Here is a 25783-nt window from a genome sequence, read left to right as displayed (position 1 = left end):
CCATTTCACCATTTCACCATTTCACCATTTCACCATTTCACCATTTCACCATTTCACCATTTCACCATTTCACCATTTCACCATTTCACCATTTCACCAAAATAGCTTTATCAATCGAACATTAACATTATTCTTTTAACAAAATAATACATCCATTATGAATATTTCACTTTACGCCTTTGTTATACCAAGTAAACACATTTTTATTTTAAACACATTCTTAAACCAAGCTACAAAAAGTTTACAAACAATAAATAAACCAATACCTAATAACTTTATTCCCAAATTCGTTTCTCACTCTTTTAATCTATCGGACTTATGTTACAACTTAAGTAAGCAATGATTAGAGATTAACAAAGTAAACCCGATATAACTACTTCTCTCAAAACAAGTTTTCGATTATACGCACAAGTTTGTATAAGTAGTTTCGGTTTACTTTCACAAAAGTAACAAAGGTTGCTCTGATTGATATTTGCCAATTAAGTAGGAGTAATAATGAAAAATGACAGTGAGAAAAAAACTAAAAATGAGGTAGATTATGAACGTGGTATACGTGAAATCGCCAAACTTAAATCACGAGCCTCAATAAAAGCGGCTGAAGACCAACAAGTAAAACTTCTAGCAGAAAAAGAGCAATTAGAGTTTGATAAACTTATCAAACATGCAGCAAGTAGGTCTGCATCATCATCCAAATCAAAGAATAGAGTTCTCAATAACTTCGCTTTTCGCAAAGATCTCGCTAAGATTTTTAGACATAACAACCAAACAAATGGGATACATTACAAACGAAATATTACCGTGCGCTACTCAAGTATGAATTATAACCATAGAAACAACGGGGAACTGAGCTTAAATGCCCTTAATACTTCATTGACACACAGCGCTCGCAAAGAAAAAAATCGATGTGAAGAATGGTTAGATAATCAATCACATAAAAACATCTACTATACCGATGGTATTTACTTAACTCATCAGGATTTTGTACAAAACAGAGAGCAATATTTATCATTTTTTGACGAAGTTAAGCTGACAGCTAACAACAAGTCTGATGATAAACACAAAAAGGAATTAGCTAAGTATTCACGCTATCGAAGCAGTTATTTTTGTAAATTGAAAAAGCTATTACCAGCAAGTCATCATAATCATGTTAAGTTTGTTGAGCAGATATCCAAGCTTGAATTACATCAGAATAAATCTTTAGATCTCGGTGAAAAAGTACATAGTGCTTCTGTTGCTAAATTGAAAGTTTACCTTTTGAAGCAATACGAACGACTAGGATTCAGCCAAAAACATCAAGAAAACAAGCTAAGAGTACTTGACAATTACCTATCTCATCGACAAAAGCACCAAGCGTTGCTTGAATCAAGAGAATGCCGAACAGTAAAGAATATCAATTCCACTTCTATCTCAGAACAAGTATTCAAGATCCCTCATCGACACGGAGAGTTTAAGGAAATTGGTAAGAAAGAGATGCTCGAAGCTTGTGTTAGCTTTTTTGAAAACAACTTTGATGGTGCGAAGATTGAGCTAGCAGCGTTGCACGCTGATGAAGGGATGAGTGATGATCTGGAAACTGGTCTAAACGCCCATGTATTTATATCGCCAAACGCTAATACTCCTTGGTCGCAACAGTACATCTCTTTTGCTCAACAACAGGCTAAAGCCCATTACTCTGATCAATTTCCAGAGTTGTTGTCCATAGAACCGTCTAAAAAATTACCGCCACAAATATTAGTAGCTTGCGGCCAGATCCTCCAGCTCATGTTCATACAACATTTACAAACACAAGTCTTTGACTTACATGGCATAGGCATCAGGTTTCTTGAGGGAAGTGAGCGAAATGAGTTCAAAAATATTGTTGGTATGATCGAAGAGAACTTGCCCATACACATGCGTACCCAATCTCGATTTAACATGTTACAAGACAAATCAAATGAACTATCGCAAAGCATAGCCCTTCTATCTGAACAGCTTGATGCAATCAATAATGCTACAGAAGAAAAACAGAAGAAGATGCTCGAAGCGATAGATATTTGGCAACTCCATCCAAGTCAAGAAACAGCATCTCTGACTCTATTTCAGCTTGAGATGATAAATGAACTCCCTGAAGGCGTAAAAACGGCTCTATTAGATGAAATAAAGTCATTTGAGCAGAAAAATAACATCGATTCAAATGCAAAAATATCGAACAGAATCGGCAAACCATAATTTTCATTACGCCATTGCATAAATGATTTTTTGTGTAACGATGATATAAAAGAGGACAGAATAAAATGAATAACAATGATATAAATAATATAAAAAAGGCTCTAACTTGCTTATCTAACGCTTATGAGCTTAGTACTAACCAAAAGATTATTTTAGGCTTAGAGCCTGAATTGAACATGCTATCAAACGTCATCAAGAAAGATTTGTTTAGGAGAGTAAATGATGAGAATTAAACATGAAAACCCAATCACTGATATCCATTTTATTGAAAACGGGATTTTCCATCTTGCTCAGATAGAAGCCCTAATAGAAAAGCCATCTGTGATTATGATGATACAGCGATTAGAAAAACTCATAAGCTCTGATGATAGCACTAATCCATCCGAAGTGAATAGTTTACTTGAATATCCTCACGCAGAAGAAGTTGAACGAAATCTAGCTTTATTAAAGTTAGAAAAACGCAGCAAAAGCTCTAGCTCAGGAGGTAGTTTCAATGGCAAATCTAAACGTTAGTTTTCAACGAAGCATTAATTTAATTGAAAGACATTATAAGTGCCATTCAAAGAAAATAAATGAACTAGGCAAAGATCAAACCTTTAATCTTGAGTATTTCATTCATTTTTATAAGATATTACTGATAAAAGAGATTAGGCTAATTTTTGATATGGATGTTGATGAGTTTTCCTCACTAACTCAGACAGGAAAATTCCAATCTGAGATCATCAACCTGTTAGATAAAGTGATCATGCTTTTAGCAAATAAAGCCCTAGATGCGAGGCTTTATCCTCCTAAATCTATAGGCCATAAACCATAGCCGCATCATAGATGCGGTCTATGATACTCCCAAGCTAGAGAGCAAAATGGCAATGACGAATATTTTTAATATCATTAAATATGACTCACTTTCCACAACAATTTTTGTACTTTTTTCCAGTAGAACAAAGCGGACATATTTCATTGCGCCCAATTTTTCGCTCTAAAGGTTTAACATTATTTTTACTAGGCATAAAAATTTTTTCATTTGAAATTTTGGGGTTTTCACGAATAGAATTTAAGTTTTCCATCATCTCGTTTGTTGTTTTAAATGGCCTACCATTAGAATCGAAATATAAAAACAGAGCAGAAATATGTTTCTGTTTTTCAACAGAAAAATGTTGACTTCTCATTTCATTTGCAAGGTTGTTTAGCGCCTTTTTTGAACTTACCTCAATCTGTTTGGCAATATGATTGGGGCAGTAATTACTACGATAGCTGTTCATGAAGTGAGTCAATGCTGTTCTAATACTATCAACATCATTTTTTCTGAGTTTAAGAATCAAACTTCCTAGCTCAAATTGAGCAACAGGATCTTCTTTCAATTCAATATATTTTTGGTAGGTTTTTACTGCTTGTTCGTAAGTTTCATCTGAATTTACTTTAAGAGCGAGTGTTCTAGCTAGGCTTAAATATGCAGCGGCATAGCCATTTTTTGCGGCTTCAGTCATATAAAAAACATATGCTTCATGATCTTTACATATAGAATGATAATAATTTGCCAGTTTATATTGTGACTCTGGGTAGCCTAGATTAGATGCTTTTTCGAGGTACTCAAGAGATTTTTCAATATCTTTCTTGAAGTGTCTTCCCTCTTGATACAAAACACTCAAAGTGTCTAACGCTATAGGGTTATTATGAGCGGCAGCTATTTCTAAGTTTTCTATAGCTTCTTCTATCTCGAAATCTAAGGATGATGGTCTATTGATGACATAGTAACCATGGTATGCTTTAGCACTAATATGCCCCTTGAAACCAGCCCTTCTAAAGCAGTCAATACCCTTGTTCAAATCTTTTTCACGTTCAATACCATTTATTAGAATAGTTGCATATTCATACAAACTTTCTAAATGTCCATCATCAATCGCTGCTGATTCAATCAGGTCGACACCCCGTTTGAGCTGACCTTCATCTTCTAAAAAATATCTTCCATTATTTGTTTCAGGATTAGCAAAATCATTAAGCCTTTTATAATGCACTTGAGCTAAAGCACAACCAACCACATACTTTGCGTTCGGTTCATTCTCAAAAAGAGCTTTGTAGGACAAATCTTTCAACGAGGAATGGACTTGAGTCTCAAAGCTATAGGTAGGACTCATAACCTTTTGAAAGGAAGACCTGATAAGATTTACGACTTCACAGAAATCTTGAAGACCTTTTTGAGCAAGAGTAATAAATTCCCCTTTCTCAATATTAAACTTTTCTTTATGTGCGGCCTTGTTGCCAGCTATGCGAATATCATGAAGTTTATTAATGATTTTTCGGTCTACTCTTTTTGTAGCATCAATATTTTTTATTGAATCAAAAACATCTTTCTCACCATCCTCTAAACAAAGCTCATCGCTGATCGTGTCACATAGATTAACAATCAAGGATCTGAGAATAACTAAAGTCTGGATTGGTGCATCCAAATACAAATTTTTGGCTTCTTCATATTGCTCACCAATCAGCTCACAGTGATTCTTCACAAAAGCGATATCGTTTATACTTTCTTTATTCACACAATTCCCTTAAAAAACATCCTTGCAATAAGTAGAGTCATGCATAAACTATGACGCTATAAACATAAAAAGCTATGACAAATATAACATTAACCGACCCCCACATCCATTTGAATGGGAAGTATTTATCTCGTAATTTTTCTTCTACAGCTTGGCTTATCACTCACATCGAATAGATATTGCTTGTCCGTCAGTTCCCTTATCGTGTCGACAGCTTCAGCATCCCCCTTCAGTTGAACACCATCAATTTCTAGCTGATTGAGATACTCAGTGATCTTATCTTTGCCATAGGATGCATGAAACTGCTTGATTAATGCATAATCATCAAACCTAGCATCCACATCAGTATTGAAAATATCATTTAACGAATACTCTGAAACAATCCTTCCTGCTTGAGTAGCATCAAAAATTAAAACACTATGCTCTTTTTTCAAAAAGTCTCTAAAGTCATAATCCAACAGAAACTGCTCTTTTGAGCTTGAAAGTAGCTTACCTGTAGCCAGAAGTCGCTCAACCTCATTTAACGCATCAAATCGCTGATTTAAGAATTTATTAATCGCTTTCATAGCTGTCTTATTAAGATAATCAGCAATAAACAGCGTATCTGTATCAACATTGCTATAGCCTTTGCTCAAACAGCTTATTCTGAATTGCTCAATATCCAAGTTTTCCACAAGCTTCGCTTGATACTCTTTGGCTTTAGTTAATATAAAATCAGCAGCATTACTGCCCTGATGACAGGCAATGCTAAGAAAATCTTTAGAACCACTATCTTGCTGAGTTTTTAGCCAATTAGCGATGTATGCGGCACTTTGTTTATCTGTGACACTTGGCAAGTTAAAGCGCTTTAAAAGTTGTAATGATGAACTTTCAGCACAAAGCTCTTCCATACCATAATTTGACGAACCGAAGTTTCCTGTAAGATTACGTTTTAGTCGTTTTTCATGACCAGTTGAATGCGATAACTCATGACAATAAGCCCCTGTGTATACTAACTCAGGATTATCAGTTATAAAGTTCTGCTCAGAAACCATCGCTATTTGATCTTTAGCTGGGCTGTAATGGCAACTTGTTGGATGTTCGATTAAATCAATCCCCATAGCCTTTCGACTTGCGTCAATCACGCATTTGGCCGCATAAATTTTTGGATCAAACAATCTTTGACGTTCTTCATCTGTTCGGCACTGTTCGAGCTTCTTAAGCAGTTTTGTTTCTTTATAACTTTCAATCCAGCTTTGATAAATCTCATTGTCGCGTAATCCATTAGTAAATTGCGAATGATGAAAAATTTCGAACTGCTTGATAATTTTTTGTTGGCGATAACTTTCCTGTCCTTGTTGTTGTGTTAACAACTTATACTTCTTTGTCGATATCCATTTCTCTGGATCATTACTATCTAAAGTTTCATGAACGTAAAGCTCAACTACTTTCTGACACACTGCTATACACTCACTAGGTACATCAAGATTAAGCTGTTCAATATTTGATCGATTCAGGAAAAAGGGTAAATCTAAGCCTAATTCGTCTTGCAAGAGACTTAAAAGTAGATCATTACCACCTAAATAAACTTCTCCTGATTTGGCATTTTTGGGTAAACCCAACACCTGATGATCTAACCAAGGTTTTTTGAACTTAAACTCCTCACGACTTTCGATAAAACTTCGGTAAATCTTTAGTACCTGCTCCAACACCACCTGATCATTTTTTTTCTTTTTCGGCTGTTCGATTTCAATAGACTCAAGCAGTGCTTTAACTTCAGTCAAGCTTTTAGAATTTTCATCTTCTGTAGCATCAGATCCAGCTTGTTTCAAAATTTGAGTGAGTTGATGTTGTTTTAGAAATTGCGTAAATTTTTTTGCAGTCAGTTTATCGTTAGCTGTTCGCCCTCGTGATATATAAAAATCAAGTTGCTTGACTGACTTAATTGCAGATTGTGATGCTAAAAACTTCTGTTTGATGAGTGTCAACACACTAGTATTTTCGTTGTTCTCCATAAATTGATTCCGATGACACTAGTGAAAAAGCACACTAGTTAATTTCAATAAACCATAAAAAAATTAAAAGTCAAAAAATGAATCACAATTATTTTAAAAAAGCAAAAAATATTGATTTTTATAACGCATTGTTTTTAATTGACTTGTCAAAGAATTTAAAAAATCAAAAAATATATTTTTAACTTGACTTTTAAATACACTTGACTATTTAGTTTCAGTTGATAACATGTGCAACGTTGTCAAACGTGTATTTGAAAAAACACAAGTAAATTATGAATAAGCTAATACAAATAGATAAATCATTATTGGAGGTGTGGAACTAGAATCAGATTCTGGTCGCCTACTCTTCAGCCAGAATAAAAAAACAGGAGAGAAAATGATGAAACACGCCAACTCAAGCTAAATTCGAACAAACCTCGTACGTGAGTTATCGAAAGTCATTTTCTAAATGATTTACGGCTTCTTGCACCCAAAATTTAAGATAAAAAATTAATGCTGGACTCACCAGACAGGATTCGTGCGCTTCAAATTTGGTGAGACTAGAAAAATGGAGGTAACAATGAACAAAAATCATCGATGAGGCGGATTACTGATGGCTTCGAAAGTTTATTTAACCAGCAAAACCAAAAGTTAACACACTAATAATTAAGGGAAAATAATGAACTATTCTATATACAAAACTCAATTAGATAGCTTTAAAAGTAACCGTCAAGGTAAAGCAGCTTTGAGAAAGATCTTTGGAAAAAAGCCAGTCAATCTTCAAGATTTATTATCTATCGTCAGGCAGAGACTCATTGAAACTGAAGGTAAAAGTGAATTTAACCTTGGTATGGGAAAAATACTTAGTGAAGAAATGTTATGGAGTGAATGCGGCTCTCCTGTCATCTTTATCGAAAACGAAGCATTGGCTAACAACCTTTTTACTGCTGAGTTCGATTTTAAAAACAACTTTACTGTTCAGCCTCCTTTTAAATCTTTTGCCTTATCATTTCCGAAAGGAACGCTAGTTAACGGTGTAAAACTAACTAGTTGCCTTGTGACCATTATGACAGAACAAGAGTTTGTTGATTTATACAAAGACAAATGTCAACCAATTTGGGGAGAGTTCGCAACCACATATCCTAACCAGTTATGTGTCCATGTCCATTACAGAAGAGAGGAATTTAGAACGGATTCATGTTTCAGTCCTATCCCAATACTTACAGAAACACTAACAAAGAATGCTAAAAAACCTTTACCGAATCGAAGCACAGATGTTTTAGATGCTTTAACTAGAATAGCGTTGTCTTTATGCGTTTATCACTCAGCGACTGATGGTAAGAAGCTTGTTGATGGCTATCCAAAGTCAGCAGTAACACTCCCAATAGGAAAAAATAGATCAGCTTTCAAAGGGCTAATGCTATGCGCTCCAGTACAAAATAAATCTGCGGGTGAAGCTCGAAAAATTAAGTATCGAATCCCGTTTTACAGGAATCTTCGAGCAAAAAGATACTATCAAGGTAAGTACAAGGATCTTAAACCAGGGACACGCTGGGTTCTTGTTAAGGAAGTGGATACAACAAACAGCATGAATACAATGCTTCATTAGAGATTGGCAACATTACCCCTCTAGTGAAGGGGACTGACATAAAAAATAATTATCGTTCAAAAAAATTTGAGGAGCTGAAGTATGGATGTTTTAACAATAAATGACCTTTTATCACGCTATAAAATTGGCAGACAATCATTGTGGCGATGGCGTCGGAAACACGGGTTCCCTTCACCAATAAGTCCACTAAATGCAAGACCGTTTTGGCGAAAAATAGACATTGAAGCATGGGAAAGTTCAAATATATTAGCAGCTTAAACTTTATCACTTAGGTAAAATTTGATGTTTTACTTCAAAATGAGATTTGCCCATTTATCGTAGGCTTCCTGTTGCTCAGGAAGCCATTCATTTTTATTATATATTTCAAGAACCCCACCAAGGCTATGACCTAGCATTTTTTCTGAAACATGCAAGGCTACATCATGAGATGTCAAAATCGTAGTCAATGACCGTCTAAAATCATGTGCTATCCATTCCTCCATACTTTTGCGATCTCTAATTAAGCGACAAAGCTTATTAACAGTCTGAGATGATATATTTTTTTTATATGAGCCACTTGGAAATACAAACTGAGTAAACACCTCCTTACCGCCTTCACTAACAACTTGCTTAAAATCAGAAAATGTATCTAACTGCCATTTTATAATTTTATATGAATCATCTGATAATGGTCGAACAATTTTTCGTTTTGTTTTACTTTTCTCTTTGGGTACAGTCCAAATTTTTTTTTCTAGATCTAGATCCTTTTTTTCCATAAGTCGAACTTCCGACATTCTAGCTCCCGTTAACATACACAATTTAATAACGTTACCAGTAGTAGGATAGCACCTTGACTTATCAATTTCGTTCCAAATCACCTTCAGCTCGTCAATACTGGGGACACGCTCACCAGTAACACTGTTAGCACCTACATCTCTTGGGTATATATGAATAATTTGACAGTGAAGAATCAGACCTCGTTTAATCGAAAAACGAATACAAGCTTTAACTCTACGAAGCATATCTCTTGCTGTTATTGGAGTATATTTTGCTGAAATTGAATCAAAATAGGCATACCAATCTTGAATAGTCATATCTTCTACAGGTTCTTTTAAAACCCCTCTGGCATGTTTATTCAACGTATACTTATATAAATATTCAGTACCTTCCCTCAACGTTGAAACATGCCGCTCTAGAAATAGATCAATACACTCATCGATCAATACTTTTTGTTTATTTTTTTTCTCTTCTATTAATCGAGCTGGATCTCTACCCTCCTCCAGTGCTTGCCGTAATGAAGGGACTTTAGCTCTTGCCTCTGCTAGACTGACTCCAGGATAACGACCTAAGGCTAAACGTTTTGGTTTTTTTTTGAATCTGTACCTGTATTGGAAAGTTATTGAACCTATTTCTGAAACCCTAATACTCAGACCATCCCTGTCAGATAGCTCGTATCGTTCAGAATATTTTTTGTTCAATAAACCTCTTAATTTGGTATCTGATAAACTCAAAACAAACCTCCAGTGCGTACCCATTATATGCAGGAACAATATACAAAACATATTGGGTACACGCAAGGGTACACAAACCCGATGGGACATAAAGTTATATAAAAAAACACGGTGATACATATATCCACACCAATTTATTGAAATGACAAGATAAAATGAACCAACCACTACAGAATAAAACACAAGAAAATTTAAAGATACAGCCTACGATATTTTGGCACGACTACGAAACATTTGGAGCAAATCCTGCGAAAGACAGACCCTCGCAATTTGCTGGTATTCGCACGGATTTAGATCTCAATATTATCGGCGAACCTGAGACGTTTTATTGCAAACAAGCCACTGATTACCTGCCGTCACCGGAAGCGATATTGATCACTGGGATCACCCCGCAGTTAGCCAATTTAAAAGGCATCCCTGAAACTGAGTTTATGGGACGTATTCAGGTATTATTTAGTCAACCCAACACCTGCGTTGCCGGTTATAACTCACTGCGTTTTGACGACGAGGTGACCCGTTATGGCTTTTACCGCAACTTTATCGATCCCTATGCTCGTGAATGGCAAAATGGAAACTCTCGTTGGGATATTATTGATTTAGTTCGCGCTTGTTACGCCTTTAGACCTGAAGGTATCAATTGGCCGACAAAAGAAGATGGCTCTCCTAGCTTTAAGCTAGAGCACCTGACTCAAACGAATGGTTTAAGCCATGAGAAAGCCCATGATGCTATGTCTGATGTGTATGCGACGATTGCAATGGCTAAGCTTATTCGAGAAAAACAACCTAAGTTGTATCAGTACTATTTTGATCTGCGCCGTAAGCAAGCGGTTAGCGATCAAATCGATGTGCTTAATATGCAGCCGCTTGTTCACGTCAGTTCAAAAATTAGTGCACGCAATGGTTGTACTACCTTAATTTCACCTGTGACGCACCATCCAACCAATAAAAATGCCGTTATTTGCGTTAATTTAGCCATGGATTTAACGCCGCTATTTGAGCTAGATATTGAACAAATTAAAACGCGCATGTATACGCCAAGAGCTGATCTTGCCGAAGATGAATTGCCTATCGCAGTTAAACAAATTCATTTAAATAAATGTCCATTCATCACCTCGGCAAAAATCCTCAGCGATGAACATGCTGCTCGTTTAGGCATAGATAAAGAATTCGCCAGAGCACAATATAAGCGCTTAAAACAACATCCCGAGCTGCGCGAAAAATTAGCACTATTATTTGAACATGATGACAGCAGAACCATAACAGATCCCGACTTAATGTTGTATTCCGGTGGTTTTTTTAGCCAAGCGGATAAAGCGAAAATGGAAATCATCCGTCATACCCTACCGCAAAATTTAGCAGCGTTAGATTTGCAATTTGATGATCCACGCATTCCTGAAATGTTGTTCCGTTATCGTGCCAGAAACTACCCAGAGTTACTTGATTATGAAGAATCGCAGCGTTGGCGTGAATTCTGTCAAAGTCGTTTAGCCGATCAAGACTATGTACTAAAATTAGAAAATTTACTGCAAGATACGCAAGCAGATGAGAATAAACAAAAATTACTTACCGCGCTCTGTCATTACTTGCGTGAGCTTTAAATTTTTGTAAGGTCATAATCTTATCTCTTGTATTTAAAAGCTTTAAGTTTAGTCATATACTGGCCATATATTTAGACAGACTCAGTATAGATTTAATAACAATCAATACATTGATATTCACAGCGTATAAACGCGAGCTAACTCGCATTTATACTGTAACAAAATTACTAGAATGTTCTTCCATGAACTTAACAAATAAGGAATCGGGAAATGCAAGATAGATTCAATCACAGCATAACCCTACTGCCAACGCCGTTAGCAGATGCACTCATTCCCATGTTGGACTCACATTTTGCGGGGCATCTCAATGCACAGCAACTTGCTACGCTAACAAGTGCAAGTAAAATGAGTGAAGCTGAAGTGTTATTAGCATTACTGCCAATAGCAGCAGCGCTGGCCAAACCGCCTATCAGTGAGTTTTATGTTGGTGCGATTGCCAAAGGCAAAAGTGGTGATATTTACATGGGCGCGAATATAGAATTGCCCGGTGAAGCGTTATTTCATTCTGTCCATGCGGAGCAAAGTGCTATTAGCCATGCTTGGCTAAGCGGTGAAAGTCAAATCGTTGATATCATAGTCAATGCCAGCCCTTGTGGCCATTGCCGTCAATTCATGAATGAATTGGTTGAAGGGAGTAAAATTTACATTCATCTACCAGCACAGGAAAGCCATCCTCTAGCGTATTATTTACCCTATGCTTTTGGGCCTAAAGACTTAAATGTCACTTCGCCCTTAATGGCTAAGCAACAAACTGAATTTGCGTTAGATAGTGCCGATCCTATGATCATCGAAGGCTTAGATCATGCCGGTTTAAGCTATGCGCCTTACACTGAAAGTTTTGCTGCCGTGGTATTAAAAACCCATGATGGCGCAACTTATTGTGGCCGCTACGCCGAGAACGCAGCATTTAATCCTTCTATGCTGCCCATGCAGATGGCATTATCGAATCTAACTCGCCATAATCGTGAGTTTAGCGATATCAGTCGTGCAGTGTTAATTGAGTCATCTCAAGGAAAAATTAGTTTAGTTGGCGCGACGATGGATGCACTTCATACCGTTGCAGCTATCGAACTTGAGCACATAGTGGTAGATCCAGTATAAACAGTGCATCAAAATACCAACGGCAAAATACGTTAATGCGTATTTTTCCGTTGGTTTATTGGCTTAGGTCTTAAAGTTAAAGCTTAGAGCCTGGTCTTAAAACTAGATTTTAAAATTAAAGCTTAAAATTCGATATTTATATAGATAGGCTTAACGATTGTCACGATTAAGGTAATAAGCATTAATCTAAACAATTCCAGTAAACGAGTATGAATATCAAGTCTCTCAGCTCACCCAGTAGTAACATTCACCATATTAACTATGGTGCACTGCCTCTAAATTTAGCGAGATAATCACACTTACGCAGCATCATTCTGGCATGACACGCTTGCTGCTCCACTTCTGACATTGCACGCCATGCTAAAATCTCGTCGAGGTGCCTAAAACAACCTAGGCAAATATCTTGCTGATCTAAACAACATCTCCCAATACAAGGATTTTCATTTGGATTATTCTGACCAGACGGCATATTCATTGCCACAGGGTTCAGTAAAATGGAATCGACGCCCACCAGGGAAACTAAATATATCTGCCGTAATAGCGCCGCCAGCTTCGACAACTGATGCCAGAGTCAATTCTAAATTCTGACTATATATCACGATTAACGGGCAACCTCGTGCGAGGATAAAATCGATATCAGTTTGATAAAATCCCCCTGTGATACCAACATCCACAAAGCAGCTATATTCGGGGCCATAATCGACATAGCCCCAACCAAAGACTTGGCTAAAAAAAGCCTTAGAGCTCGCAATATCTCGGCTCGGTATTTCTAAATAATTGATATTGTGGTGAGGGTTCATAGACTGCCTTGTTATTTGATATTCGCGCCTACGTTGTAAATAAAAATAGGAGCCAAAGCTCCCATTTTGATGTGCGACTTTTACTTAGGTTAGCCTTGTATTAAAGCGGCGACAAGTCCAATCAGACCGCCAAATACACCGCCCCAAATAACTAGCCATCCTAAATGCGTTTGGATCATATCCTGTACGATTTTTTTCACCATTTGCGGTGTAAGTTCACTTAATCTTTGTTCCACTATATTAGCAATCTTTGTTTGTAAATCGGCCATCACATTCGGCTGTTCGATTTCTTGTTTCAATAGCTCATGGAATGCGTCACTTTGAGCCATTTCAACCAAAGATGCCTTCATTTTCACAATAAATGGTTCTTTTAACGGTAATAGTGCATCTGTGCCACCAAACATCGACAGCATGCCACCAAAGGAAGATTGCGCGACAGTACTGATTAAGGCATCAAAGGAAGGTGCTAAATCAACCTTTTCAATTACAGGCGCTAGATCTATTTTACTAAACCCTTGTTTCTCAGATAAAAATCTCTCGATATTCTCTGTAGTAAAAAACTGCTTCATCATTAAATGAGCAATACCAGTCTTAAACTCTTCGAAACGCGAAGGCACAACGCCTGAGCCATACAGTCCAGGGACTTTCTCAAACAACATATATATCGCAACCCAATTGGTAATTGCGCCAGATAAAGCAAACAAGCCCACACTCAGCACCATTGCCGAATCGATAAAATATCCCACGACAACCAAGGCTGCCGCTAATAAATTGGTCACTAAACTCTTATTCAATCTCGTATCCCCTAAGGTAGCACCGATAAGATGCAAAACTGGCCTATATTACCAAGCTAACTGGACTGAGGTCTAACAATGAAATCCACTTTTTTAATTCAACTCTTCGTTATATATAAAGTTTAAATTCTGCTTTAAAGCTTATCTTGGCAAGATATTACAGGGTGATATCCTCAAAAATTAATCAGAAAGAAATAAAGTGTTGAGCCTATTTTTCATACGAAAATACAAAACCTAAGTGCAATACCAATCAATAATCAATGAGCTGCGTTACACGTAAGAAAACGTAGTTATGTCAGGCTAAGCTAACATAATGTAAAAAAATGGTGAGTAATATGCTGTTTAAGTTGAAGGATCTTACTAGCGGAGATATTTTTATTGGATAAAAAAAACTCAAGGTGCCATTATCGTCTTAATTAATACACTGAAGAAATATTATCGCGACCTAACAATAATATTAAAACTCACTATTCAGCCATATTTTTTAAGATAGTGTACATCCACCTAAACTAAGCTAAACACGGAATGTTGTTCGATAATGCTCAAATTTAACAGATAGAAATCTTAACTAATCCCTAGCAACGCTAGCGTTACTCGCTAGAATGTTCGCACTTATGGCAGTTTTACACTGACTTATGCATTGGAGCCTTAATATTAATGCTGTCCCAGCTAGCAAAATTTAAACAAAACTTTTTTGCCCAACCAAGGTATCTTCGAGTCGTTTTTTACCTTGTGATCACCTATCTAGGGTATATCTGCGCATTAGGTTTATTACTTCCCTATGCGATTACGACTCAGGCGCCAGACAAATTATCATCTTTCTTGGGTCGCCCAGTTGCTCTCGGTGACGTTCGTATCAACCCCTTTAATTTCAAAGTCGAAATTGATCAATTTGTCATTAAAGAAAAAGATGAACAGCCGTTTGCTGGCGTAGCGCAAATCCAATTCCAAGTGCATTTTTGGCAATCTGTTTTTAAGCGTGTCGCAGTAATCGAACACATACACATACAAGCGCCCTACGCACACATCATCCGTGTGGACAGAAAAGGTAAAGTAGGATTCAACTTCGACGACATTCTACTTACCTTGACCAAGCATGCACCCGCAAGCAAGAAAACCACACAAGAAAATGTCAGCGCACCTGTTCGTGTCCTCCTGAACCAATTTGTATTAGATGCAGGGCAATTAAACTTCGATGATAAAATCACGAATGCTCAAGTTAATTATCCCAATATCAACCTAAAATTGAGCCACCTCGATACTGAATATTTAATATCCCTTGTGACTGCATCTAGCACGCCAGCCATAAAAGCGAACAAGGCTGCGGCCATCAGCACTGCAAATACCCAACCGATATCCGAAGCCCCAATTGCACCTATCAAGCACAATCATTATGCAATACACCTACGTGACGATCATGCCGGCGAAATCAGCTCGCAAGGACAATTCCAACTGTTCCCGTTAAAAATCGCTGGTGATGTGCAACTTGCTAAGCTTAAGCTGACACCGCTGTGGCGATTTATCGACGATCAATTTACTCCTATCCTTACCGATGGCGAAATCAGTGCTAAAACGCAGTATCAAGTGGATCTTGCTGATAATGGTGAGTTACAAATCGTTAGTAGTCATGGCCAGTTCATTGTTGAAAAACTGAACTTTAACGACCAAGAACGCTCTGTGGTTAAGCTGCCACTCTTTGCCCTTGACGGTATTTCGGTAAACTTGCAGCAACAGAAAGTACATATTAATAAACTGCACAGTGATGGTTTAACTATCAGTGCCATTTTGAATCAAGATGGTATCGATCTAGCCAGCTTGTTTACGCCTAAATCATCAAGCGCTGCAGTAAATTCGGCGCCGATAGTTACGCAACCAATAGAGACTAAGCTTACAGAAAACCTCCAAGTTACACTTGTGAAAGAAAAGCCTCAAATAGCTGAGACTTCAGCCGATGTAAGCGATGCGGCAGACACACCAACTGAAAGTAAATTAGCCACGACTAACGAAAAAAATAATGCAGAGGTCGTCGCAAACACAGCTGAGGCCACTAAAAAAGTTACGGCTAAAGTCACGTCAAAGACTGCTGCAAAAGCCACTTGGTTAGTGCAACTCGATGCACTACATTTTGAAAACTATGATATTAATTTATCAGAACAAAAACTCACCGCAACGCCGCAGCAATGGCGTGTCTATCCACTAAATTTATCAACAAAAGCAATAACCAGTACGCTAACCGCCCCGATTGAATATGAATTACAACTCAGCATCAATGATAATGGTAATTTGAGTTCTCAAGGCCTAGTGGATGTTATTCACGAAGCCATAGATGCCAATATCCAACTCGATAAATTGTCGTTAATCCAATTTCAACCTTACCTTGCGCCTTACATTAATATCCAGCTCAAGAGTGGTCTATTAAGCTCTACAGGCAAACTCACTGCCGATGCAAAGGGCAAAGCGCTTTACGACGGCAATGTTGATCTGGATGATTTATCTATTCATGACACATTACGTAATGCCCCGCTGGTCAAATGGCAAAAAATGAATATCAATCAACTGGATTTTGATCAACAAAAAAATCAAATCAAAATCGATCATTTGGCCTTTATTCACCCCTTCGCCAAAGTGGTGATCGCAAAAGATAGAACCACCAACATCAGCGACCTCATCGTAAATACTCCTGCAACGACAGCAAATAACAATGTAGCAACGGTTAATAACACCTCAACAGCCAATGCTGTAGCAGCAAGCAACACAACAACACCGGAATTCGCTCTCGATATTCAAAAAGTTAGCTTTAGCCAAGGTTCAGCTTATTTTGCAGATAATTCACTGACGCCAAATTTTGCCTCGGGCATTGAGTTACTCGAAGGTAATATCACTCATTTATCTTCAACACTAGGGACTAAAGCCTCGGTAGATATTAAAGGTAAAATAGATAAATACGCCCCAGTCACCCTAAAAGGCGATATTAACCCTTTGTTAGATATGCCATATTTAGACCTTGATTTAGTCTTTAAGAATGTTGAGTTAACTTCGGTCAACCCCTACTCTGGCACCTATGCGGGTTACTACATAGATAAAGGCCAATTATCACTTTCACTAAACTACAAACTGGATAAAAACAAACTCAAAGGTAACAATCATTTAGTGATTAATCAGCTAAAGCTCGGTAAACCAAGCAATAGCGAACTGGCCACTAGCTTGCCCATCACGCTTGCAATAGCACTATTACAGGATCGTAACGGGATCATTGATTTGGGTATGGAAGTCTCTGGCGATTTAGATTCACCCAGCTTTAGCGTAGGTAGTATTATCATGACAGCGCTAAAGAATGTGATCACTAAAGCCGTTACAGCCCCCTTCACTTTCTTAGCGGGATTGATAGGTTCAGACGAGACCTTAGATAAAATCAGTTTTACTGCCGGCCAATTTAGCCTTAGCGAAAAAGAGCAGAAAAGTTTAGATAAACTTGCCAGCGCATTACTTGACAGACCTATGCTTAAACTCAGCATCGAAGGTGAAGTCGATGCTATTAATGACAGCCAAGCCATTGCCGAGCGCATAATGAAGCGTAAGTTAGCAAAGCTAGCCAATATTGAATTTAGCGCGTTGCCTGCCGGTTTAAGTCCGAGCCAATTTCCGTCCCAAGGGCCGCTTGCCGATGCGTTAGTGACACTCTATGAGCAAGAGGTAAAAGCAGATGCTTCCCAAGTAAAAGACACTGTCATTACGGAAGCTAAAGATACCCAACTTTCAGATGATGAAATCACTACACGTTGGCATATCGCTTTATATAATCTGTCAGTCAAAGCACAGAATGTTAATGATGACATGCTAGGTAATTTAGCCCAAGAAAGAGCTAAAGCGGTTAAAACATACCTTGTTGACGTTAAGAATATTGCGCCGGAGCGGATTTTCCTACTCGAAAGCCGCGTCAGTTTAAGTCAAAATGCGGCGAAGGTGAACCTAACGATTGATGCACAATAGACGCGCAATAACTCAAGTAATGAGTTAATTTTGCTATCTTTTCAATAAAAGAAGCCCGTTAAAGTTTAGCTTTAGCGGGCTTCTTTCTTTTGGAGAAGTGTATGGCTAAATGTATAGCCAAGCACATATCTAATTGTTACCGCTAAGCGAAAACGCAGTCTTTGTCGCCAAAGAATCTTCTACCTGTCATCCACACTAAAATGTTGGCCGCGCTTTGTGTCATAGGTTACACTCTGCGGCCTTTATACTACTGGGATCGCAAGCTCGAATCGCTAAATCTCAGTTTCGTCGCACATTTGCGGCGGCGCCATTGACACACGAATCACTTTACAACACACATTATCATTGAGGTCACTGACATGTTTATCATTCGCTGGATTTTAGGCAGGATCATTCTGTTTTTCAACTTCGTATTTAGCCCTAAAAAGCGCCAACGTCCACTGGCAGAGCAACAACAGATTGATACTCAAACTCAAGCATTGGCCTTATATCAATATCCAGCTTGCCCATTTTGCGTAAAAGTCCGCCGTGCAATGCGCCGTCAGGGACTCAACATAGTGACCTTCGACGCTAAAAAAGCGCCACACAAAGATGAGCTCGTCGCCCAAGGTGGTAAACAGCAAGTGCCTTGTCTGCGTATTGAAGAAAACGGCCAAGTACAGTGGTTGTATGAATCTAAAGAAATCATTAACTACTTAGACCAACGCTTCGCCTAAATCGCGGTGCAACGGTCTGTGTAATTCTCCAAATAAGTGTGCCCGGTAACCTTTCAATCGATTGTTCAATCGACTTCCCAATGAACTTTATAATGGGTTTTCCGTTGAAATGACAAGGTTTCGGGCGCAGTTACTTTATTGCATTGTTTTATAACATTTACTTACGCCACAAATATTCGCGATCAGAATAATCAAACAACCACTGCGGTTGATATACCACTAATAATGTCACCGCCATACCGTTGAGTAATGCCTCTGGAAATGCCAGTAAAGGGATGAGCATCAAGTAATCATCAAATAACACATTCCAGTCGTAACCTACAGCAGCCCACAACCACATCGCCCAACTCAATTGATGAAACACAATCGAAAGACCTGCGTTAATAAAACCGCCAACGAAGATAAACACAAAGACATGTTTGGGAAGCAAATGATAACTACGGCTGTATAAAATAAAACATAAGAACAGCGGTACCGCTATCGCAAACAGGCTAAAGGCACCAAAATCAGCGGGCTGCTTTAATACAAACAAACTAAAAAAAGCACTCGGTAACAGTAAAGCCACTGTCGTAAGACGCCAACCAAACATCAACATACAAGTCACTATGCCCAGAAAATGTAAATGTAATCCGGTTTGAATACTGGCATTTAACGACCACAGCGCATTGATCCCAACTAATACCAATAATAAGCGCCATTGCAGATTTTTATCCCGGCGCATCTGTGCTAATTCTTCTTTTGGCCAAATTGCGTATAGCCATAGCAGTAAAAGTACAAGGCATATGCCTTGAGTTAAGCTCAAATCCCACTCAATTTGTGCCCATTTATTCGACCAAAATGCCAACATTGATAGTCCATCCTTAATCCATTGCGCCCATATAGACAAGCCCACTCGCTACGTCGAAACTCGTATATACAGACAGTTTGGATAGAGAGCCACACTCCGTTCATGGAGACACTATAAATCCATGAACTTTATAACCATATTAAGGTATTCTTCCATTAGTTAATAACCATAGAGTTAAATTTTATTATGTCACTTCGATACTTCAGTATTGCCATATTAAGTTGTCTATCGCTCATAGCTTGCAGCAGTACTCCTATCGATCCTAGTGAACTGGCGGGGAAATTACGCGATAAGCTAGCCACTGATATTAAAGCCGATGGCCTTAAACTTTTCGTCTATAAGGCGCGCCTGGTCGACGAAAAGTCGACTCTTAATGGTGCTGAGCGCCCTTTATCGAACGAGACATATCGACGTAATACGCAAGATCCTCGAGAACAACGCCGCGCGATGCAAGATTTACAGGACACACTCGAAATATGGGGACGACAAGTAGAGTTAGGGTTAACAAAAACCCTTGAAATGACCGGTTATTGCCGCGAAGGTTATATTGAGTTGAGTCGAATTATTGAGCCGAGCCGAGGAGAGATCCGCGGCGAATGCCAAGAAGGGGCTACTGATGCCGATAGACAAAAATTCGTGAATTATTAAGCTAAGCACTAAGCAACAATAAATTTTGCCGTTGTGTAAAAACCTTAAATCAACTAACGATAGCTAAAACGATAGTGAATAGAAAATTCGAAAATAAGCATGCGCGTATTAGGCAATACGCGCATTCACATCACACTAGACGGTTTCTGCCAGTGGCACAGCACGATTTTCCAGTAACACAGGAATGCCTTCAGTGATTGGATAAGCCAGCTTATCCGCTTTACAAATCAGTTGCTGCGCCGTTTTATCGTACTCAAGTTTTCCCTTACACACAGGGCAAGCTACTATATCTAATAATTTTTTATCGAATGCCATGGAAGTTTCCTTGTTTAGTGGCAGCCACCTCGCGAAGACGTGCGAGCAACTGCTGATCAAATTGTGATGGTAGCTTGGCATCGACCGCCAAATACCACCAGTTTTCTTGTGCAAAATCGCGACATTTAACCGCATCTTTTTCTGTCATCAACAACGGTAAGCCTTTAGCTAAGTCGCGCAGCTGGGTTTTATCATAGGCCTGATGATCATCAAACCCATGGCATAACGCCAGTTGATAGCCTTGATCGCGCAATGATTCAAAAAAACGCGCAGGATTACCTATACCCGCCATCGCGACCAGCGGCTGCGATTTATCAAAGGTGTATTTACTGGCCGTAGAATCGTATTTGACCGGTTTTACTGCCGTAGGAGCCAGTTGCATTTCGAACTGCCCTTTCGCAGCAGGCCCACCATTACTCAGCACAAAATCCACTGATTCAAGCCGCCACGCTCCTTCTCGTAATGGGCCTGCGGGTAACAGTAGTCCATTACCTAAACCACGCTGACCATCAATCACCACCAATTCAATATCGCGCGCCAGTGCATAATGCTGCAAGCCATCGTCACAAATAATGACATCGACACCAAACTCGGCAATGAGCGCTGTGGCCGCATCGACTCGTTTTGCGCCAACGACCATAGGCACTTGAGTGCGCGCGACTATCATGGCAGGCTCGTCACCTACCTCCGCAGCACTTGCATCTAAGTTAACCGTTTTAACGCCTTGAATATCAACGCCGTAACCACGACTAATTACGCCAGGCTTAAAACCGTGCTGGCGCAATAACTCAATCAAATAAATCACTGTGGGCGTCTTACCACTGCCGCCTACGGTAATATTACCGACGATGATCACTGGGATGGGCATTACAGTTTGTGATGTTATCCCAAGACGAAATAATGTACGGCGTACACACGTAATACCCGCAAATATCCACGATAAAGGCAGTAAAAGCCATCGCAATGGATGACCCTGATACCAAATTTTATTCACTAAGGCCTGCATCTAACTACCGAATTGCATTTGATACAATTTGGCGTACATGCCATTCAATTCCAGCAATGACTGGTGCGTACCTCGCTCAACGATACGCCCCTGATCGACCACTAAAATTTGATCGGCACTCTCGATGGTCGATAGCCTATGGGCGATCACCACTGAAGTGCGATTTTGTCTGAGATTATCTAAGCCTTTTTGTATCGCTTTTTCTGACTCAGTATCCAGTGCAGAGGTCGCTTCATCGAGAATCAATACAGGAGCATCACGTAGCATTGCGCGCGCAATGGCAATCCGCTGTCTTTGGCCACCAGACAATAACACGCCATTTTCACCGACTTGGGTATCAAGGCCTTGGGGCAACTGATCAATAAACTCCATCGCATAGGCCAAGGTGGCCGCTTCAATAATTTGCTCACGCGTGGCTTCACCGGGATAGGCGTAGGCGATATTGTTAGCAATAGTGTCGTTAAATAACGTCACTTGCTGAGAGACTAATGCCACTTGGTTACGAAGCGACTTGAGCGAGTAATCGTAAATGCTCACGTCATCGAGCAGAATATCACCTGATTCAAGACCGGTATAAAAACGGGTAACGAGACTTGCAATTGTTGATTTACCTGAACCAGAACGGCCCACTAATGCTAATGTTTGTCCCGGTTTAACTTCAAAATCCACATGTTCCAGTGCACGACGGTCTTGGCTGTCATAACTAAAACATACGTTATCAAAGCGTAGGTGACCCTTAGCACGCTCGACACTGTAGGTTCCGGTATCGGATTCAGACTGTGTATCGAGTAGCTCAAACACTGTAGTACACGCCGCAATACCCCGTTGGAATTCGGCATTGACTCGCGTTAAGCTTTTAATGGGCTGTAACATCGCCATCATGGCAGCTAGAATCGTCGCGAAAGTACCCGCTGTGAGGTCAGCTTTCATGCTGTCTAAACTGGCGGCATACAGTACGAAGGCCAAACCAAATGAGCCGATAATCATGATTAATGGTTGGCTAATCGCCTGCGCCACAGCTAATTTCATATTTTGATGGCGGTTTTGGTCGTTAATTCTAGCAAAACGCGTAGCCTCAGTTTCCTGTCCACCAAAGGCTAATACGTTTTTGTGACCCTTAATCATTTGTTCTGTAGTGGCACTCACACTGCCCATAGCCGTTTGAATCTGTTTAGAGACTTTACGGAAACGACGACTAACAATTGTGATAACGATCCCCATGACAGGGCCTATAACTAAGATACACAGCGATAATTTCCACGAGTTGTAGAACATCAGCGCCAACATACCGAGCACGGTTACACTGTCACGGACGATAGAAATCAAGGCGCTACCCGATGCCCTAGCAATTTGCTCTGTGTCGAAGGTAACTTTTGAAATCAAGTTACCGGTATTTTCCTTGTCCATATAACTCACAGGCAAGCGCAAATAGTGTTCAAATACTTGCTGGCGCATATCCATGATTAATTTAGCGCTCATGTATGAAATGCCATATGTCGAGACAAAGTTGGCAAATCCACGCAGGGAAAACATTAGGATAACCACGAGCGGTGCCATCATCAGCACGTCGTTGTTTGCGTGGAAACCTTCATTTGTTGGTAAAGCGATACCACTGGTGACGGCCGCGGGTGCGCCGCCAGAGAATCCCTTGTCAATAAAGGGGCCGATAAAAGCGATAAAAGCAGCATCGACGAGACCATAAGTAATTAAGCCTGCAACTGAAAGTATCAGCATGCCTTTCATCTGTTTGATATAGCCCAGTAATCGTTTGAAAACTGTCCACATTTCGTTTTTAGGAGATGTTGTCATTGATAACACTAAATTATGGCAAAGTAGGCATTCTACTCTGGATTAATAAAGTCGCCAAATCTAAACAAAGCGTTGTACCAAAATGGGGCTAAATCACCACGATAGGTCTTTATCTCACGCTCAGACTGCTGAAAAATCACACTAATCTGTCCTTCTGTTCCTGTCGTCAAGTTCATAATATCTCGCTGTTGATAACGTTCAACCACAATAGGTTTAGGAAAGCCATAACGATTAGCAAAACCCGCGGGGAAAAGCACTAACTTAGGCGCAACGGCATTGATAAAGGCCTCTGTTGATGAAGTTTTACTGCCATGGTGCGGCGCAACGAGAACTTCGCTTTGTAATGTGTATTCACTCTTTAATAACGCTGCTTCAGTTTGCTTTTCAATATCTCCCGTAAGTAGCAAGCTTTGCCAATCATCATTGATGCGCACCACACAAGACCCGTTATTACCCGCTTGCACTTGCTGCGGTGACAGTAAACTCACGCTTAATCCTTGCCACTGAATATGTCTTGGCCGACAGTTTTGTCCATTAAACCCAGCAATATCTGTAATCAACAGCGCTGCAGGATAAGCATCTATTAAGATTGCAGCGCCACCAGCATGATCGTTATCGCCATGACTAATCACTATATAGTCAACAGCTTGAATGCCCTTCGCTTTTAAAAATGGCAATATCACCCGCTCAGCATAACTAAAGTCATCACCAAAAGCAGCGCCAGTGTCGTAGACAAAACCTCGACCATTTTTTTCAATTACCACGGCTAAACCTTGGCCCACATCAAGTAGATGCATAGCCCATCGATTGGTATGAACGGGCGAGTACAGCGTCATACAAAAAAGTATAATGGGGATAAACAATAAGCTGAGCATACTTAACCATGGGAGATAATACTTATTTTTAGGTACATAACGCCACAATACTCCACCAATAAAAGCCGATAATATAAAGGCTAATGTAGAGTCTGAAAGCGTTAACCAATGGGCAGGTAATTGCGGACTTATATCTAACAACCATGCGTAGGGCGATAAACTCCAATCACTTAGGTGCAATAGACCCAACCAAGATAATCCAAACGCAGTCCCAAGCCACCAGCACATAAATCCCGCCATGGCTAACGGGATTGCCACAAAGCTAAACCAAGGTACCGCCAAGATATTCATCCACAGGCTATGTAAACTCACACCACCAAACAGTGCTGCTTGCAGTAATCCAAGCCCGAGGCTCAGTCGCCATTGGATAGCCCAAAACTGCATCAAGCCAGTGCTTATACGCATCCTTCGAGTCGAGATTGAGCTGAATTCTCTAGGTTGAATCTCTAAAGTGTATAAAATTATGCCTAACGCACAAAACGACAGCCAAAATCCAGCGCTTAAACAAGCCAGCGGATCGAGCAGTAATACCATAAACAGAGCAAACAACAAGCGCTCCCACGCTGTAGAAAATCGCTTCAGTAAACTTAACAACATTAATAGTAAAATCATCACTAAAGCGCGCTGAGTCGAAACCCCAAAACCAGCTAAATAAGCATAAAAAGCGGCACCGATTCCCGCTGCGACTAAGGCTAAAGTAATATTGCGCCGACTCTGATGCGGCACAAAACGACTTAAACCAAATAAAAGGCAAGTGTATATCCATGCTGCAACCACTGAGAGATGTAAACCGGAGATTGCCACTAAATGGCCCGTCCCAGTTTGCCTTAAAGCTTGCCAACGTTCTTTTGAGATCAATTGCTTATCACCTAAAAGTAACGCCAGCAGAATATCGCCTTGAGGTAATAAGGTTAATTCAGGCGTTAACGAACTGATGAGGTCATTGCGCAGTGAAGGTGAAACCTCAAGTAACTGTGCATCAACAACTCGCCCGCGACCAACAAGATGTTGACTAACAAACTGTTTTTGCTCGTTATACCCACCTTGGTTTAACACACTTACTATACTCTTTGGCGTTAAGGTAAATAGCCACACCTGACCCACTGTGACTTCTGGCGGATTTTTCCATGAGAGTCGCAATTTTGCGTTTGGCCCGAAGATTAAATTTGGTTTAATGAGGGATATATCCAAACTTAGCCAGTCGCTGTTTCGACTAACTAGTGATATGATTTCACCTCTTACCTGTATAGGTTGTTGTAACACGGGAAGATCCTGCCTAGATAAGCCTAAGCAAAAAATAGTTAGCCATGCAATTGCAAAGAGTCCACCTGCGCAAATAGGAATTTTTCGATGTAAGATTAACGCCCCAACAACAAGGTAGGGTAAATAATTGACTGGCGGCAGCGAAGGCCACAACATCGCTGATAACAACATGGCACTAAAGCCAAACATGAATCGATTCATAGTGAA

The 25783-nt window shown here is 39.6% G+C and carries 20 protein-coding genes; 9 read left to right on the top strand and 11 right to left on the bottom strand.

The features are described from left to right. Positions 1-495 precede the first annotated feature (495 nt). The 3 genes from L2717_RS04410 (at position 496) to L2717_RS04400 (ending at position 3022) form a co-directional block, all read left to right on the top strand. Positions 496-2208 carry a hypothetical protein gene (locus L2717_RS04410; RefSeq protein WP_220775132.1) on the top strand — a complete coding sequence of 571 codons (1713 nt, stop codon included), beginning with the start codon at positions 496-498 and terminating at the stop codon, positions 2206-2208. 219 nt (positions 2209-2427) lie between these two features. Then, positions 2428-2721 carry a hypothetical protein gene (locus L2717_RS04405; protein ID WP_248937994.1) on the top strand — a complete coding sequence of 98 codons (294 nt, stop codon included), beginning with the start codon at positions 2428-2430 and terminating at the stop codon, positions 2719-2721. Then, positions 2702-3022, top strand: coding sequence for a hypothetical protein (locus tag L2717_RS04400; RefSeq protein ID WP_248937993.1), 321 nt, complete (start codon positions 2702-2704; stop codon positions 3020-3022). Before L2717_RS04405 ends, L2717_RS04400 begins: the two co-directional genes overlap by 20 nt. A gap of 85 nt (positions 3023-3107) precedes the next feature. Here the strand turns inward: L2717_RS04400 and L2717_RS04395 are convergent, their stop codons facing one another. Both L2717_RS04395 and L2717_RS04390 read right to left on the bottom strand, forming a co-directional pair. Further along, positions 3108-4742 (bottom strand): tetratricopeptide repeat protein, encoded by a 1635-nt coding sequence (locus L2717_RS04395; RefSeq protein ID WP_248937992.1) that lies wholly within the window; start codon positions 4740-4742, stop codon positions 3108-3110. 125 nt (positions 4743-4867) lie between these two features. Continuing rightward, the gene (locus L2717_RS04390) at positions 4868-6736 is read right to left on the bottom strand and encodes a zincin-like metallopeptidase domain-containing protein (protein WP_220775104.1); all 1869 of its coding nucleotides are present in this window, start codon (positions 6734-6736) and stop codon (positions 4868-4870) included. Between the two features lie 658 nt (positions 6737-7394). On the opposite strand from L2717_RS04390, the gene L2717_RS04385 reads away from it, so the two are divergent. Further along, positions 7395-8324 (top strand): hypothetical protein, encoded by a 930-nt coding sequence (locus L2717_RS04385; RefSeq protein WP_248937991.1) that lies wholly within the window; start codon positions 7395-7397, stop codon positions 8322-8324. A gap of 287 nt (positions 8325-8611) precedes the next feature. Here the strand turns inward: L2717_RS04385 and L2717_RS04380 are convergent, their stop codons facing one another. After that, positions 8612-9814, bottom strand: coding sequence for a tyrosine-type recombinase/integrase (locus L2717_RS04380; RefSeq protein ID WP_248937990.1), 1203 nt, complete (start codon positions 9812-9814; stop codon positions 8612-8614). A gap of 155 nt (positions 9815-9969) precedes the next feature. Between L2717_RS04380 and sbcB the strand changes: the two genes are divergently transcribed. Together sbcB and cdd are read left to right on the top strand one after the other, a co-directional pair. Continuing rightward, positions 9970-11412, top strand: coding sequence for an exodeoxyribonuclease I (sbcB, locus tag L2717_RS04375; RefSeq protein ID WP_248937989.1), 1443 nt, complete (start codon positions 9970-9972; stop codon positions 11410-11412). 210 nt (positions 11413-11622) lie between these two features. Further along, the gene (cdd, locus tag L2717_RS04370; RefSeq protein WP_220775195.1) at positions 11623-12513 is read left to right on the top strand and encodes a cytidine deaminase; all 891 of its coding nucleotides are present in this window, start codon (positions 11623-11625) and stop codon (positions 12511-12513) included. A gap of 259 nt (positions 12514-12772) precedes the next feature. On the opposite strand, the gene L2717_RS04365 is transcribed toward cdd, so the two are convergent. The 3 genes from L2717_RS04365 to L2717_RS04355 form a co-directional block, all read right to left on the bottom strand. Further along, on the bottom strand, positions 12773-12988 hold the full coding sequence (locus L2717_RS04365) for a DUF1289 domain-containing protein (RefSeq protein ID WP_220775202.1): 216 nt from the start codon (positions 12986-12988) through the stop codon (positions 12773-12775). Continuing rightward, positions 12963-13313 carry a VOC family protein gene (locus L2717_RS04360; RefSeq protein ID WP_220775201.1) on the bottom strand — a complete coding sequence of 117 codons (351 nt, stop codon included), beginning with the start codon at positions 13311-13313 and terminating at the stop codon, positions 12963-12965. Before L2717_RS04360 ends, L2717_RS04365 begins: the two co-directional genes overlap by 26 nt. Before the next feature lie 89 nt (positions 13314-13402). After that, on the bottom strand, positions 13403-14107 hold the full coding sequence (locus tag L2717_RS04355; RefSeq protein WP_248937988.1) for a DUF445 domain-containing protein: 705 nt from the start codon (positions 14105-14107) through the stop codon (positions 13403-13405). 657 nt (positions 14108-14764) lie between these two features. On the opposite strand from L2717_RS04355, the gene L2717_RS04350 reads away from it, so the two are divergent. Both L2717_RS04350 and L2717_RS04345 read left to right on the top strand, forming a co-directional pair. After that, positions 14765-18097: a DUF748 domain-containing protein gene (locus L2717_RS04350; protein WP_220774309.1), complete on the top strand. Its 3333-nt coding sequence runs from the start codon at positions 14765-14767 to the stop codon at positions 18095-18097. A 359-nt stretch (positions 18098-18456) separates the two neighbouring features. Further along, positions 18457-18813 (top strand): glutaredoxin family protein, encoded by a 357-nt coding sequence (locus L2717_RS04345; RefSeq protein WP_220774310.1) that lies wholly within the window; start codon positions 18457-18459, stop codon positions 18811-18813. A 157-nt stretch (positions 18814-18970) separates the two neighbouring features. Here L2717_RS04345 and L2717_RS04340 read toward each other — a convergent pair whose 3' ends face one another. Continuing rightward, positions 18971-19660 carry an energy-coupling factor ABC transporter permease gene (locus L2717_RS04340; protein WP_220774311.1) on the bottom strand — a complete coding sequence of 230 codons (690 nt, stop codon included), beginning with the start codon at positions 19658-19660 and terminating at the stop codon, positions 18971-18973. Between the two features lie 186 nt (positions 19661-19846). Here L2717_RS04340 and L2717_RS04335 point away from each other — a divergent pair, with 186 nt between their 5' ends. Continuing rightward, the gene (locus L2717_RS04335) at positions 19847-20308 is read left to right on the top strand and encodes a hypothetical protein (protein WP_220774312.1); all 462 of its coding nucleotides are present in this window, start codon (positions 19847-19849) and stop codon (positions 20306-20308) included. A gap of 135 nt (positions 20309-20443) precedes the next feature. Here L2717_RS04335 and L2717_RS04330 read toward each other — a convergent pair whose 3' ends face one another. Genes L2717_RS04330 through L2717_RS04315 form a run of 4 tightly spaced genes read right to left on the bottom strand, consistent with a single transcriptional unit; the run spans position 20444 to position 25777 of the window. Further along, positions 20444-20623, bottom strand: a complete 180-nt coding sequence (locus L2717_RS04330) for a Trm112 family protein (protein WP_220774313.1) — start codon at positions 20621-20623, stop codon at positions 20444-20446. Then, entirely contained in the window at positions 20610-21629 is a 1020-nt protein-coding gene (gene lpxK, locus L2717_RS04325) for a tetraacyldisaccharide 4'-kinase (protein ID WP_220774314.1), read from the bottom strand. Before lpxK ends, L2717_RS04330 begins: the two co-directional genes overlap by 14 nt. Beyond that, positions 21630-23438: a lipid A export permease/ATP-binding protein MsbA gene (gene msbA / locus L2717_RS04320; protein ID WP_220774315.1), complete on the bottom strand. Its 1809-nt coding sequence runs from the start codon at positions 23436-23438 to the stop codon at positions 21630-21632. Between the two features lie 32 nt (positions 23439-23470). Then, positions 23471-25777 (bottom strand): DNA internalization-related competence protein ComEC/Rec2, encoded by a 2307-nt coding sequence (locus L2717_RS04315; protein ID WP_220774316.1) that lies wholly within the window; start codon positions 25775-25777, stop codon positions 23471-23473. Between the last annotated feature and the right edge of the window lie 6 nt (positions 25778-25783).

This window comes from Shewanella glacialipiscicola (genome assembly GCF_023283485.1).
Lineage (GTDB): Bacteria > Pseudomonadota > Gammaproteobacteria > Enterobacterales > Shewanellaceae > Shewanella > Shewanella glacialipiscicola.
This window is presented reverse-complemented; position numbering and strand designations above follow the sequence as displayed.

Coding starts and splice junctions, on each gene's coding strand:
- L2717_RS04345 (WP_220774310.1), top strand. CDS start 18,457: ATGTTTATCATTCGCTGGATTTTAGGCAGGATCATTCTGTTTTTCAAC.
- lpxK (WP_220774314.1), bottom strand. CDS start 21,629: ATGCAGGCCTTAGTGAATAAAATTTGGTATCAGGGTCATCCATTGCGA.
- L2717_RS04400 (WP_248937993.1), top strand. CDS start 2,702: ATGGCAAATCTAAACGTTAGTTTTCAACGAAGCATTAATTTAATTGAA.
- L2717_RS04405 (WP_248937994.1), top strand. CDS start 2,428: ATGATGAGAATTAAACATGAAAACCCAATCACTGATATCCATTTTATT.
- L2717_RS04390 (WP_220775104.1), bottom strand. CDS start 6,736: ATGGAGAACAACGAAAATACTAGTGTGTTGACACTCATCAAACAGAAG.
- sbcB (WP_248937989.1), top strand. CDS start 9,970: ATGAACCAACCACTACAGAATAAAACACAAGAAAATTTAAAGATACAG.
- L2717_RS04385 (WP_248937991.1), top strand. CDS start 7,395: ATGAACTATTCTATATACAAAACTCAATTAGATAGCTTTAAAAGTAAC.
- msbA (WP_220774315.1), bottom strand. CDS start 23,438: ATGACAACATCTCCTAAAAACGAAATGTGGACAGTTTTCAAACGATTA.
- L2717_RS04360 (WP_220775201.1), bottom strand. CDS start 13,313: ATGAACCCTCACCACAATATCAATTATTTAGAAATACCGAGCCGAGAT.
- L2717_RS04315 (WP_220774316.1), bottom strand. CDS start 25,777: ATGAATCGATTCATGTTTGGCTTTAGTGCCATGTTGTTATCAGCGATG.
- L2717_RS04365 (WP_220775202.1), bottom strand. CDS start 12,988: ATGAATATGCCGTCTGGTCAGAATAATCCAAATGAAAATCCTTGTATT.
- L2717_RS04410 (WP_220775132.1), top strand. CDS start 496: ATGAAAAATGACAGTGAGAAAAAAACTAAAAATGAGGTAGATTATGAA.
- L2717_RS04340 (WP_220774311.1), bottom strand. CDS start 19,660: ATGTTGGCATTTTGGTCGAATAAATGGGCACAAATTGAGTGGGATTTG.
- L2717_RS04335 (WP_220774312.1), top strand. CDS start 19,847: ATGTCACTTCGATACTTCAGTATTGCCATATTAAGTTGTCTATCGCTC.
- L2717_RS04350 (WP_220774309.1), top strand. CDS start 14,765: ATGCTGTCCCAGCTAGCAAAATTTAAACAAAACTTTTTTGCCCAACCA.
- L2717_RS04330 (WP_220774313.1), bottom strand. CDS start 20,623: ATGGCATTCGATAAAAAATTATTAGATATAGTAGCTTGCCCTGTGTGT.
- cdd (WP_220775195.1), top strand. CDS start 11,623: ATGCAAGATAGATTCAATCACAGCATAACCCTACTGCCAACGCCGTTA.